Origin of the sequence: Mycobacterium heidelbergense (genome assembly GCF_010730745.1) — a bacterium.
Lineage (GTDB): Bacteria > Actinomycetota > Actinomycetes > Mycobacteriales > Mycobacteriaceae > Mycobacterium > Mycobacterium heidelbergense.
In genome coordinates this window covers 2,257,388-2,270,735 of sequence record NZ_AP022615.1, presented here as the reverse complement: position 1 = coordinate 2,270,735, position 13,348 = coordinate 2,257,388, and the positions used below count along the sequence as shown (strand labels likewise).

Here is a 13,348-nt window from a genome sequence, read left to right as displayed (position 1 = left end):
TTGATGTGCTTCTCAGCTGGGCGTGTGGCGATCCGTTACTCCGAGACCACTGCCGGCTTGGATGGCAGTCGGCCAGGTTTCCTCCATCACGCCGATACCCACCCGTGCAGCATGCGGTCACGGCTCCGTTGATACCCGTAAAGAAACTTCTCGACAGCCGTGCATCCAGTGCATCGCCCTAAACAGCAACCGCCGCAGGCTTTTTGGCGAACCGCAGGCCCTCGTCGTCGATCTTGCCGCGCCGGATCGTGCGCATGTCAAAGAAGTAGTTCTGCTTGAGCCGCCACGGCGCGCGCGACCCCGATTTGGGGAGCATGTGCACCGAACGCTGGAAGTAGCCCGGGTTGAAGTCCATGAACGGCAACTCGTCAACGTCAACGCCCGGCCGCTGCGGCTCCACGGTGTCAAAACCCTTGGCATCCATGTAGTTCAGCAACCGGCAGACGAATTCGGAGACCAGGTCGGCCTTCAGCGTCCACGACGCATTCGTGTACCCAAAGGTGATGGCGAAATTGGGGACGCCGGAGAACATCAAGCCCTTGTAGGTCATCAACGATGTCAGTTCGAAGGGCTCACCGTTCCTCGACGGCTGCACCCCACCCAGCAACTGCATGTTCAATCCCGTTGCGGTGACGATGATGTCGGCCTGCAACTCCTCACCCGAGGTGAGCCTGATCCCGGACTTGGTGAACCGGTCGATGGTGTCGGTGACGACGTCCGCCTTGCCGTGCCGGATAGTCCGGAAGAAATCGCCGTCGGGGGCCAGGCACAGCCGCTGGTCCCAGACGTTGTAACTGGGCCCGAAGTGCTTTTCGACGTCGTAGCCCTTCGGCAGGCGTCGCTGCGCCATCGTCATCAACGTCTTGCGCATGTAGGCGGGGCGTTTCCGGGACAACTGATACTGGAAGGTGCTGAACGCGATGGCTTTCCAGCGATTCGCGATATGCGCAAGGCGGTCCGGCAGCCACCGGTTGGCCCGCACGGCGAAGGGGTCAACCCCGGGCAGTGAGCCGATGTAGGTCGGCGAGCGCTGCAGCATCGTGACATGACCGGAGCCCGAGTTCACCAGAGCCGGGATCAGCGTGATCGCGGTGGCGCCGGACCCGATGACGACGATCTTCTTGCCCTGGTAGTCAAGGTCTTCCGGCCAGTGCTGCGGGTGGACGATCGTGCCCTCGAAGTCCTCGGAGCCGGGGAAGGTGGGCGTGTATCCCTCGTCGTAGTTGTAGTAGCCGGTGCAGGCGAGCAGGAAGGAGCAGGTGATGTCGTACCGGCGGCCGTCGTTCTCCACGGTCAAAGTCCAGCGGTTGTCGGCGTCGGACCAGTCGGCGGCCAGAACCCGGTGGCGGTAGCGGATGTGCCGGTCGATCCGGCTCTCGACCGCCGTCTCCCTGATATAGGCCTTGATCGAGGCGCCGTCGGCGATCGACTTCGCCGAGCGCCACGGCTTGAACCGGAACCCGAGGGTGAACATGTCCGAGTCCGAGCGGATGCCGGGGTACTTGAACAGGTCCCATGTGCCGCCCAGATCGTCGCGGCGTTCGAGGATGGCGTAGCTCTTGGTCGGGCAGCGGTCCTGCAGGTGCCAGGCGGCGCTCACGCCGGAGATGCCGGCGCCCACGATGACGACGTCGAGGTGCTCAGTCATGGGGCCACGTTATCAACGCGGTGTCGAGTGCGTCAACGGGGTGTCGAAACTTTCGACTCCGTGTAAAGTAGCCGCCGTGACTACCGCCGGCCAGACTCGTGCCCTGCGTGGCCGCCGTTCCATGCGGCCCTCGGGCGACGACCGCGAGCAGGCGATCCTGGCGACCGCCGAGCGGCTGCTGGAAGAGCGATCGCTCGCCGACATCTCGGTCGACGACCTGGCCAAGGGCGCCGGCCTGTCGCGGCCGACGTTCTACTTCTATTTCAAGTCCAAGGAGGCGGTGCTGCTGTCGCTGCTGGAGCCGGTGATCGCCCGGGCCGATTCCGAGTTCGACGGCGCGGTGCAGCGGCTACCGACGGACCCGCGGCGGGTGTGGCGCAACGGCATCAAGGCGTTCTTCACCGCATTCGCCACGCACCGGCCGCTGGCGCGGGCCGCGACGGAGGCGCTGGCCACCAGCTCGGAGCTGCGGGCGACGTGGTTGGGGTTCATGCAGAAGTGGATCGACCAGACGGCGGCCATGATCACCGCCGAGCGGGCGCGCGGCGCCGCGCCGGAGACCATCCCGGCGGCGGACCTGGCGACGTCGCTGAACCAGATGAACGAGCGCACCATGATGGCCGCCCTGTCCGCCGAGACCCCCGCGGTCGACGAGGACCGGGTCGTCGACACCCTCACCCACATCTGGGTCACCAGCATCTACGGCGAGCCCGGCTAGACGTCAGGTCCGTGAGTTCGTCGGGGGTTGTTACCTACTTATGAGCGACTGCTGACCGCTTTTTTGTCGCTGTGAAGCGGGCAAAAGCGTGTGTGCCCGCCACGCCGAGACGCATGTGACAATTGTGACCACCACGACGTGGCCGGCGTGACCCGCCCCGAGTCACGAACCGTCAGCCAACGTCAGGCCTTAGCTGTCACACCCGCGTGCGAACATCTGTTCGTGCGGTGCGATGCGTCCATCCTGCACGCGGACCTGGACTCCTTCTACGCGTCCGTCGAACAGCGCGACGACCCGGCGCTGCGGGGCCGCCCGGTGATCGTCGGCGGCGGGGTGGTGCTGGCGGCCAGCTACGAGGCCAAGGCCTACGGCGTGCGCACGGCGATGGGCGGGGCGCAGGCGCGGCGCCTGTGCCCGCGCGCCGTGGTGGTGCCGCCCCGGATGGGCGCCTATAGCCGCGCCAGCGACGCCGTGTTCGAGGTGTTTCGCGATTGCACACCGATCGTGGAGCCGCTGTCGGTGGACGAGGCCTTCCTCGACGTCGGCGGCCTGCGCCGGGTCTCCGGCACGCCGGTCCAGATCGCGGAGCGGCTGCGCGCCGACGTGCGCGACCGCGTCGGCCTGCCCATCACCGTCGGCGTCGCCCGGACCAAGTTTCTCGCCAAGGTCGCCAGCCAAGAAGCCAAGCCCGACGGACTCCTGCTGGTGCCGCCCGATCGAGAGCTGGCATTCCTGCGCCCGCTGCCGGTGCGTCGGCTCTGGGGTGTGGGCGCCAAGACCGCCGAAAAACTGCACGCGCACGGCATCACGACCGTCGCCGACGTCGCCGAGCTCAGCGAGTCGATGCTGGCCTCCCTGCTGGGCGCGGCGATGGGCCGCCAGCTGTACGCGCTGTCCCGCAACATCGACCGCCGCCGGGTGACGACCGGTGTGCGTCGCCGGTCCGTGGGCGCCCAGCGGGCGCTGGGTCGCGCCGGGAATCGCATGTCGGCCACCGAGGTCGACGCCGTGGTGGTCAACCTGATCGACCGGATCACCGGCCGGATGCGCGCCGCCGGACGCACCGGGCGCACGGTGACGCTACGCCTGCGGTTCGATGACTTCGGCCGGGCGACGCGGTCGCACACGTTGCCGTGGGCCACGTCGTCGACGCCGCCCATCCTGGCGGCCGCCCGGCAGTTGGTCGCGGCGGCGGAGCCCCTGATCGCGCAGCGCGGGCTGACGCTGGTCGGCTTCGCGGTGTCGAGCATCGACCGCAGCGGCGCCCAGCAGCTGCTGCTGCCGTTCGGCGAGGCATCCCGCCGCGACGAGGTCGACGCGGCGATCGACCGGGTACGGGAACGCTACGGCCGATCCGCGCTCACGCCCGCGGTGCTCGTCGGCCGCGACCCGGGCCTCGAAATGCCGCACCTGCCGGACTAGCAGCATTCGCACGGGTCGCCTCGCTCTCGCCGTCTTACACCTAATAGTGCATGATGGTGTTATGTCGCGGACCAACATCGAAATCAACGACGAACTTGTGGCCGCCGCGCAGCGAATGTATCGACTGGATTCGAAGCGGAGTGCCGTTGACCTCGCACTGCGCAGGCTCGTGGGTGAACCGTTAGACCGCGATGAGGCGTTGGCACTCCAGGGCAGCGGTTTCGATTTCACCAATGATGAGATCGAATCGTTTTCGGACACGGGCATAGGCCTCGCAGACCAGTCTTAGATGATCGTCGACACGTCGGTCTGGATTGAATTTCTGACCACCTCTGAGTCGCTCGCCAGCCGCTGGCTAGCAGATCGCATTGCCGCCAACTCGCAGGTGATCGTCCCTGAGGTCGTGATGATGGAACTGCTGATCGGTACGACCGACGAGTCCAAGGCAATACGGCGGAGGCGACTACTGCAACGGTTCAATATCGAGCCGTTTGCCCCCGTGCGGGACGCAGAAGATGCGGCCGCTATCCACCGGCGCTGTCGTCGCGGTGGTGACACCGTACGCAGCCTGATCGATTGCCAGGTGGCCGCGATGGCGCTGCGGATCGGGGTCACTGTGGCACATCGTGATCGTGATTACGAGGTGATCCGCACGCATTGCGGACTACAAACCGAGCCCTTGTTCTGACTTGGATACCACTTGTTGCACGTCGAATACCGCTGTGGCGTAGCGGTATTGATCAGTTCGCACCCGTCCACTCCAGCAACCGCTCGGCCGGCCACGTGTTGACGATCCGGTCGACGGGCACGCCCACATCCACCGCGCGCTGGGCGCCGTAGCCGAGGAAGTCCAGCTGACCCGGCGCGTGCGCGTCGGTGTCGATGCTGAACAGACAGCCGATCTCCAGCGCCAGCTTGAGCAGACGCGTCGGCGGGTCCCGGCGCTCGGGGCGGGAATTGATCTCCACCGCCGTCCCATGGTCCCGGCAGGCGGCGAACACCGCCTCGGCGTCGAACTTCGATTCGGGCCGGATGCCGCGGTTGCCGGAGACCAGCCGGCCCGTGCAGTGGCCGAGCACGTCGGCGTGCGGATTGGACACGGCGTTGATCATCCGGCGGGTCATCGCCGCGGAGTCCATCGACAGCTTCGAGTGCACGCTGGCCACCACGACATCCAGGCGCTCCAGCATCCCGGGCTCCTGATCCAGGCCGCCGTCCTCGAGGATGTCGACCTCGATCCCGGTAAGGATGCGCATCGGCGCGAACTCGGCGCGCAGCCCATCGATCACATCGAGCTGCGCGCGCAACCGCTCCGGCGACAGCCCGTTGGCGATCGTCAGCCGCGGCGAATGATCGGTCAACGCGCAGTACTCGTGGCCCAGCGCGGACGCCGTCGCCATCATCTCGTCGATCGGCGCCGACCCATCCGACCAGTTCGAATGCAGGTGCAGATCCCCGCGCAGCGCGGCACGGACGTCGCCGCCACCGAGATCCTCAGCGGCGGAACGCAATTCGACCAACAGGTCGGGCTCACGACCGGACCACGCCTGGTCGATGACCTTCGCGGTCTTGGGCCCGATGCCCGGCAGCTTCTGCCAGCTGTTGGCCTGGCCGTGGCGCTCCCGCTCGGCGTCGTCGAGACCCTCGATGATGTCGGCGGCGTTGCGGTAGGCCATCACCCGCCTGGGGTCGTGGCGGCTGCGGTCCTTGTAGTAGGCGATCTGCCGCAAAGCAGCTACCGGGTCCATGGCTCCAGTGTGCCCGCCGAGGCGCGGCGGCCCGCCGGTCACCGGTGGACGGAGTTTAGTTGCGCTTCATAAAGATCGGCTAACGTCGAGTTCATGCGATTCGCGTTCAAAACCTCACCGCAAAACACCACCTGGGCCGACATGCTGGCCGTCTGGCAGGCCGCCGACGACATCGACGTCTACGAGTCCGGGTGGACCTTCGACCACTTCTACCCGATCTTCTCCGACAGCGACGGGCCCTGCCTGGAGGGCTGGACGACGCTGACCGCGCTGGCGCAGGCCACCAAGCGGCTGCGGCTGGGGACGCTGGTCACCGGCATCCACTACCGACACCCCGCGGTGCTGGCCAACATGGCCGCGGCACTGGACATCATCTCGAACGGGCGGCTGGAGCTGGGAATCGGCGCGGGGTGGAACGAGGAGGAGTCCGGTGCCTACGGCATCGAGCTCGGCTCCATCAAGGAACGCTTCGACCGGTTCGAGGAGGCCTGCGAGGTGCTGACCAGCCTGCTGAGCCACGAGACTACCGACTTCGACGGCACGTACTACCAACTCAAGGCCGCCCGCAACGAGCCCACGGGCGTGCAGCGCCCGCACCCGCCGATCTGCATCGGCGGTAGCGGGGAGAAACGCACGCTGCGGATCACCGCCCGCTACGCCCAGCATTGGAACTTCGTCGGCGGCCCGCCGGAGCTATTCGCCCACAAGCGCGACGTGCTCGCCTCACACTGCGCGGACATCGGGCGCGATCCGAAGGAAATCACCCTGTCGGCCCATCTCGGCCTGGGGCCGGACCGCGACTACGGGAAGGTCATCGCGGACGCGGCCGGGCTGGCCGCCGAAGGCCTGGACCTCGGGATCGTCTACCTCTCGCCGCCGCACGACCCCGCCGTCCTGGAACCGCTGGCGGAGGCGATCCGGGATTCGGGGCTGTTGTCACCCCGATAGCCGCGCATCGAAATCGACGGGAGCGCGCAAAGATCGAGTGGACGTCACGCTAACGTAGATTTCGGTGCGTTCGGGATGGTCGCGGCCGGTCGCTCGCCGAGCAAACGTCCGCGTATCAGCGCGCACGCCCGTCTGAGGTGATTACACCCCGAACAGCAGCAGCTCCTCGGCGGTGACCAGGCGCTCGTTCTTAGCGGGAAACTCGCGGCTCTTTACCGGATGACGAAACCATGACCAGGCGATTCGCCCCATCCGCGACCGAGGTACTGGGTTGATATGCACAGTGATCACTCCTGCGATCGGTCCGTTCCACTGGACTCCCATGTCGCGTCCATGTGACGAGGCCCACAACGGCCCATTAGACAACAGTCGTCTGGCAAACTGTCGCAGAAACGCCGGACGAATATAAGTCTGTTTCTAATGTGGCTGGTGTGACTACTGAAGCGGTGCGGCCGTTGGCTTGATGGGCGCCGGGAGGGCCGTCGAACCCATCAAATACCGGTCCACCCCCGCCGCCGCGGCCCTGCCCTCGGCTATCGCCCAAACGATCAACGACTGGCCGCGACCCATGTCACCGGCAACGAAAACACCGGGGACCGAGGTGTCGTAGTCGGCGCCGCGCGCGACGTTGCCGCGCTCGGTGAGCTTCACCCCGAGGTCGGTGAGCAGGCCCTCCCTCTGCGGACCGACGAATCCCATCGCCAGCAACACCAGGTCGGCCTCGATCTCGAAGTCCGAGCCCTCGACTTTGACGAACTTGCCGTCCCGCATGGCCACCTCGTGCGCCTTGAGCGCGGTCACGCGGCCGTCGTCGCCGGCGAACTCCTCGGTGTTGACCGAGAACACCCGTTCGCCGCCCTCTTCGTGCGCCGACGACACCCGGTACATCAGTGGGTAGGTCGGCCAGGGGGTGGACTGGGCGCGCTCGTCCGGCGGGCGCGGCATGATCTCGAACTGGTGCACGGCGGCCGCGCCCTGCCGGTGCACGGTGCCCAGGCAGTCGGCCCCGGTGTCGCCGCCGCCGATGATGACGACCTTCTTGCCTTTGGCGGTGATCGGCGGCTCGCCGTCCTCGCCGAGGACGTCGTCGCCCTCCTGAACGCGGTTGGACCACGGCAAAAATTCCATCGCCTGGTGGACGCCGTCCAGCTCCCGGCCGGGGATGGGCAGGTCGCGCCAGGCGGTGGCGCCGCCGGCCAGCACCACCGCGTCGAAGTCGGCGCGCAGTTGCTCGGCGGTGATGTCGACCCCGACGTTGACGCCGGGCCGGAATTCGGTGCCCTCGGCGCGCATCTGGTCCAGCCGCCGGTTCAGGACGCGCTTTTCCATCTTGAATTCCGGGATGCCGTAGCGCAGTAGCCCGCCGATGCGGTCGTCGCGCTCGAAGACGGTCACGCTGTGGCCGGCGCGGGTGAGCTGCTGGGCGGCGGCCAAACCAGCCGGCCCCGAGCCGACCACGGCCACCTTCTTGCCGGTCAGCTTGTCCGGGGGCAGCGGCACCACAAAGCCTTCTTCGAAGGCGCGGTCGATGATCTCCAGCTCGATCTGCTTGATCGTCACCGGATCCTGGTTGATGCCCAGCACGCACGCCGGCTCGCACGGCGCCGGGCACAGCCGTCCGGTGAAGTCCGGAAAGTTGTTGGTGGCGTGCAGCCGCTCGATCGCGTCGCGCCAGCGTCCCCGCCGCACCAGGTCGTTCCATTCCGGGATCAGGTTGCCCAGCGGACAGCCGTTGTGGCAGAAGGGAATACCGCAGTCCATGCAGCGGGCGGCCTGATGCCGCAGGGTCTCTTCGTCGAAGTCCTCGTAGACCTCGTTCCAGTCGCGCAGCCGCAGCGGGACAGGCCGGCGCTTCGGCAGTTCCCGATGCGTGTATTTCAGGAAGCCGGTGGGATCAGCCATGCGCGGCCGCCATGATCGCCTTGTCGACATCCACGCCGTCGCGTTCCGCCTCGGCGATGGCCTGCAGCACCCGCTTGTAGTCCCGTGGCATCACCTTGACGAAATGTCGCCGCTGCGCCGGCCAATCGGACAGGATCCGCTGTCCCACCGCGGAATCGGTGGCGTCGACGTGCGCCTGGACGGTGGCGTGCAGGTACTCCACGTCGTCCTCGTCGAGGGTCTCGAGCTCCACCATTTCGGTGTTGAGGTTGTTCGGCAATTCGCCCTCCGGGTCGTACACGTAGGCCACGCCGCCGGACATGCCCGCCGCGAAGTTGCGGCCGGTGCGGCCCAGGATGACGACCTTGCCGCCGGTCATGTACTCGCAACCGTGGTCGCCGACGCCCTCGACCACGGCGTGGGCGCCGGAGTTGCGGACCGCGAACCGTTCGCCGACCACGCCGCGCAGGTAGGCCTCGCCGCTGGTGGCGCCGAACAGGATCACGTTGCCGCCGATGATGTTGTCCTCGGCGACGTAGTCCTGCGGCGCGTTGTCGGACGGCCGCACCACGATCCGGCCACCGGACAGGCCCTTGCCGACGTAGTCGTTGGCGTCGCCGTAGACGCGCAGGGTGATCCCCCTGGGCACGAAGGCGCCGAAGCTGTTGCCGGCGGATCCGTCGAAGGTGATGTCGATGGTCCCGTCCGGCAAGCCCTGGCCGCCATAGGCTTTCGTCAGCTCGTGGCCGAGCATGGTGCCCACCGTGCGGTTGACGTTGCCGATCGTGGTGGAGAACCGGACCGGTTTGCCGGAGTCCAGCGCCTCGCGGCTCATCACGATCAACTGCTGATCGAGCGCCTTGTCCAGGCCGTGGTCCTGCCGCGAGCTGCAGTACAGGTCCTGGTTCATGAACGCCGACTCCGGCTCGTGCAGCACCGGTGTCAGGTCCAGCTTGTGGGCCTTCCAATGCGCCCGCGCCAGGGTGGTGTCCAACGACGCCACCTGCCCGACGGCCTCGTTGAACGTGCGGAAGCCCAACTGCGCCATGTACTCCCGGACCTCTTCGGCGATGAACAGGAAGAAGTTCTCGACGAACTCGGGCTTGCCGGTGAACCGCTCGCGGAGCACCGGGTTCTGGGTGGCCACGCCGACCGGGCAGGTGTCCAGGTGGCACACCCGCATCATGATGCAGCCCGCCACCACCAGCGGGGCGGTGGCGAAGCCGAACTCCTCGGCGCCGAGCAGCGCGCCGATCATCACGTCGCGCCCGGTCTTGAGCTGCCCGTCCACCTGGACCACGATCCGGTCGCGTAACCCGTTGAGCAGCAACGTCTGCTGGGTCTCGGCCAGCCCTAGCTCCCATGGGGCGCCCGCGTGCTTCTGCGAGGTCAGCGGGGTGGCCCCGGTGCCGCCGTCGTGCCCCGAGATCAGCACCACGTCGGCGTGCGCCTTGGACACCCCGGCCGCCACCGTGCCAACCCCGTTCTCCGACACGAGCTTGACGTGCACGCGTGCGGACGGGTTGGCGTTCTTCAGGTCGTGGATCAGCTGCGCCAGGTCCTCGATGGAGTAGATGTCGTGGTGCGGCGGCGGCGAGATCAGCCCGACGCCGGGCGTGGAGTGCCGGACCTCGGCGACCCACGGGTACACCTTGTGGCCTGGAAGCTGGCCGCCCTCACCGGGTTTGGCGCCCTGGGCCATCTTGATCTGGATGTCGGAGCAGTTGGTCAGGTAGTGCGAGGTGACCCCGAACCGGGCGGAGGCGACCTGCTTGATCGCACTGCGCCGCCAGTCCCCGTTGGGATCGCGCTCGAACCGCTTGACGTCCTCGCCGCCCTCGCCGCTGTTGGACCGGCCACCGAGGCGGTTCATGGCGATGGCCAGCGTCTCGTGCGCCTCCGCGGAGATCGAGCCGTAGCTCATCGCGCCCGTGGAGAAGCGCTTGACGATTTCGGTTGCCGGCTCGACCTCGTCCAGCGGAACCGGGGGCCGCACATCGCCGCGGAACTTGAGCAGCCCGCGCAGCGACGCCAGCCGCTCGCTCTGGTCGTCGACCAGACGGGTGTATTCCTTGAAGATCTTGTACTGCCCCGTGCGGGTCGCGTGCTGCAGCTTGAACACGGTCTCGGGGTTGAACAGGTGGTACTCGCCCTCGCGGCGCCACTGGTACTCGCCGCCCACCTCGAGCTCGCGGTGCGCGCGTTCGTCGGGCCGGTCGAGGTACGCCAGCCTGTGGCGGGTGGCGACGTCGGCGGCGATGTCGTCCAGGGTGATCCCGCCGGTCGGGCAACTCAGCCCGGTGAAGTACTCGTCGAGCACGTCCTCGGAGATGCCGACCGCCTGGAACAGTTGCGCGCCGGTGTAGGAGGCCAGCGTCGAGATGCCCATCTTGGACATCACTTTCAGCACGCCCTTGCCCGCGGCCTTGACGTAATTGTTCAACGCCGTCGTGCGGTCGATCCCGTTCCCGGCGCCGTCCAAGACGCCGCGGTCGAGCATGTCCTCGATCGACTCGAACGCGAGGTAGGGGTTGACGGCGGCCGCGCCGCAGCCGATCAGCGCCGCCATGTGGTGCACCTCGCGGGCATCACCGGATTCGACCACCAGGCCCACCTGGGTGCGGGTCCGTTCCCGCACCAGATGGTGGTGCACCCCGGCGACCGACAGCAGCGACGGTATCGGGGCCATCCGCTCGTCGGAGTCGCGATCGGACAGGATGATCATCCGGGCGCCCTCGGCGATCGCCGCCGACGCCTGCGCACGCACCTCGTCCATCGCGGCGGCCAGCCCGGCGCCGCCCTCGGCCACCGGGTACAGACAGCGAATCACCTTGGACGACATGCCATGTGGACGGCCATGGACATTGTCGTCGGGGTTGAGGTTGACCAGCTTGGCCAGCTCGTGGTTACGCAGGATCGGCTGCGCCAGCACGATCTGGTGACAGGACTCCTCGGTCGGGTTGAGCAGGTCGCACTCCCCGCCGGTGGTGCCCTGCAGGCTGGTCACCACCTCCTCGCGGATCGCGTCCAGCGGCGGGTTGGTCACCTGGGCGAAAAGCTGCTGGAAGTAGTCGAACAGCATCCGGGGGCGCTGCGAGAGCACCGCGACCGGGGTGTCGGTGCCCATGGAACCGATCGGCTCGGCGCCGGTGCGCACCATGGGCGCCACCAGCAGGTTGAGTTCCTCGTAGGTATAGCCGAAAGCCAACTGCCGCATGACAAGCCGCTCATGGGCCATCCGCGTGTAGTCGCCCTGCGGCAGGTCTTCGAGCGGAACCAGCCCCTTGTCGAGCCACTCCTGGTAGGGATGCGCGGCGGCCAGCTCCGCCTTGATCTCCTCGTCGGAGACGATGCGGCCCTGGGCGGTGTCCACCAGGAACATCCGGCCGGGCTGCAGCCGCATCCGGCGGACCACCTTCGCCGGGTCCAGGTCGAGCACGCCGGCCTCGGAGGCCATCACCACCAGGCCGTCGTCGGTGATCCAGATCCGGGAGGGGCGCAAGCCATTTCGGTCGAGCACGGCGCCGATGACGGTGCCGTCGGTGAACGTCATCGACGCCGGGCCGTCCCACGGCTCCATCAACGAGGCGTGGTACTGATAGAACGCCCGCCGCGCGGGATCCATCGAGTCGTGGCGTTCCCAGGCCTCCGGGATCATCATCAACACGGCGTGGGCCAGGCTGCGCCCGCCCAGGTGCAGCAGTTCGAGCGCCTCGTCGAAGCGCGCGGTGTCGGACGCGCCGGGGGTGCAGATCGGGAACAACTTCTCGACGTCGGCTTCGGACCCGAAGATGTCGGTCTTGATCAACGCCTCGCGGGCCCGCATCCAGTTTTCGTTCCCGGTGACGGTGTTGATCTCCCCGTTGTGGGCGATGCGCCGGAACGGATGCGCGAGCGGCCAGGACGGGAAGGTGTTGGTGGAGAACCGGGAGTGCACGATCCCCAGCGCGCTGGTCAGCCGATCGTCTTGCAGGTCAAGGTAAAACGCCTTGAGCTGCGGGGTGGTCAGCATGCCCTTGTAGACGAACGTCTGGCCCGACAGGCTTGGGAAGTAGACGGTTTCGCGACCGGGCCCGTCCTGGCCCGGGCCCTTGGTGCCGAGTTCGTGCTCGGCGCGCTTGCGGACCACGTAGGCGCGGCGCTCCAGCGTCATACCGGAGGCGCCGGCCATGAACACCTGCCGGAAGGTCGGCATTGCGTCGCGGGACAGCGCGCCCAGCGACGAGTCGTCGGTGGGCACGTTGCGCCAGCCCAGCACCTGCAGGCCCTCGGCCTCGGCGATCTTTTCCACGGCGGCGCAGGCGGTCGCGGCGTCCTTGGACGACTGCGGCAGGAACGCGATACCGGTGGCGTAGCTGCCCGGCGGGGGCAGCTCGAAGTCCACGACTGCCCGCAGGAACGCGTCCGGGACCTGAATCAGGATGCCCGCGCCGTCACCGCTGCGCGGCTCGGCGCCCTGAGCGCCGCGGTGTTCGAGGTTGAGCAGCGCGGTGATCGCCTTGTCGACGATTTCGCGACTACGACGGCCGTGCATGTCGACGACCATGGCTACCCCGCACGAATCGTGCTCGAACGCGGGGTTATATAACCCAACGCGCTTGGGCGTCATATGCACCTGACCCTTCACCAGAACGTTCCGCGGCCGTTATGAGCGGCTCCGACGAGGCCGCACCCGAGGGTGGCGGGCTAAAACCCCTTCGGTCTTGTCGATGGGCTGTCCCCAGGCGGGGATGATCCGGTTTAGGGATACGTCCGTGCAACTCTGAACGGTGGCCTGGAACCGGTCTCGACAAGTCGTAAAACGATATGACAAAACCCGCCTGACATGCCAACTTCGTCCAGTCTAACCGCCGGCTGTCAGCGCCGTAAATTCGCTGCGGCCGGTGATCGGCAATGTCGCCGACATGCGGTTTTCGGCCGGCGCGCCCCGGCGGGACGGGATCTCCGCCCAAGTTTGCGCGCCACTCGGGAGAATCCGCCGGC

Annotated in this window: 9 protein-coding genes; 5 read left to right on the top strand and 4 right to left on the bottom strand. The window is 67.3% G+C overall.

Features of this window, described 5'->3' with window-relative positions:
- Positions 1-178: 178 nt before the first annotated feature.
- On the bottom strand, positions 179-1,648 hold the full coding sequence (locus G6N25_RS10635; protein ID WP_083076908.1) for a flavin-containing monooxygenase: 1,470 nt from the start codon (positions 1,646-1,648) through the stop codon (positions 179-181).
- A gap of 76 nt (positions 1,649-1,724) precedes the next feature.
- On the opposite strand from G6N25_RS10635, the gene G6N25_RS10630 reads away from it, so the two are divergent.
- The 4 genes from G6N25_RS10630 to vapC all read left to right on the top strand — a co-directional run bounded on the left by G6N25_RS10630 (position 1,725) and on the right by vapC (position 4,476).
- Complete coding sequence (locus tag G6N25_RS10630; RefSeq protein ID WP_083076905.1) at positions 1,725-2,366, top strand: TetR/AcrR family transcriptional regulator; 642 nt, start codon at positions 1,725-1,727, stop codon at positions 2,364-2,366.
- A 216-nt stretch (positions 2,367-2,582) separates the two neighbouring features.
- Complete coding sequence (gene dinB, locus G6N25_RS10625; protein WP_083076930.1) at positions 2,583-3,788, top strand: DNA polymerase IV; 1,206 nt, start codon at positions 2,583-2,585, stop codon at positions 3,786-3,788.
- Positions 3,789-3,849: 61 nt separating this feature from the next.
- On the top strand, positions 3,850-4,077 hold the full coding sequence (locus tag G6N25_RS10620) for a type II toxin-antitoxin system VapB family antitoxin (RefSeq protein WP_083076902.1): 228 nt from the start codon (positions 3,850-3,852) through the stop codon (positions 4,075-4,077).
- Entirely contained in the window at positions 4,078-4,476 is a 399-nt protein-coding gene (vapC, locus tag G6N25_RS10615; RefSeq protein ID WP_071512907.1) for a type II toxin-antitoxin system VapC family toxin, read from the top strand. It begins immediately after the preceding gene.
- Positions 4,477-4,528: 52 nt separating this feature from the next.
- Here the strand turns inward: vapC and G6N25_RS10610 are convergent, their stop codons facing one another.
- Positions 4,529-5,536 (bottom strand): PHP domain-containing protein, encoded by a 1,008-nt coding sequence (locus tag G6N25_RS10610; protein ID WP_083076899.1) that lies wholly within the window; start codon positions 5,534-5,536, stop codon positions 4,529-4,531.
- A 93-nt stretch (positions 5,537-5,629) separates the two neighbouring features.
- Here G6N25_RS10610 and G6N25_RS10605 point away from each other — a divergent pair, with 93 nt between their 5' ends.
- Entirely contained in the window at positions 5,630-6,484 is an 855-nt protein-coding gene (locus G6N25_RS10605) for an LLM class F420-dependent oxidoreductase (RefSeq protein WP_083076896.1), read from the top strand.
- Between the two features lie 435 nt (positions 6,485-6,919).
- Here G6N25_RS10605 and G6N25_RS10600 read toward each other — a convergent pair whose 3' ends face one another.
- Together G6N25_RS10600 and gltB are read right to left on the bottom strand one after the other, a co-directional pair.
- Entirely contained in the window at positions 6,920-8,386 is a 1,467-nt protein-coding gene (locus G6N25_RS10600; RefSeq protein WP_083076893.1) for a glutamate synthase subunit beta, read from the bottom strand.
- Positions 8,379-12,974: a glutamate synthase large subunit gene (gltB, locus tag G6N25_RS10595; protein WP_083076926.1), complete on the bottom strand. Its 4,596-nt coding sequence runs from the start codon at positions 12,972-12,974 to the stop codon at positions 8,379-8,381. Before gltB ends, G6N25_RS10600 begins: the two co-directional genes overlap by 8 nt.
- Positions 12,975-13,348 lie beyond the last annotated feature (374 nt).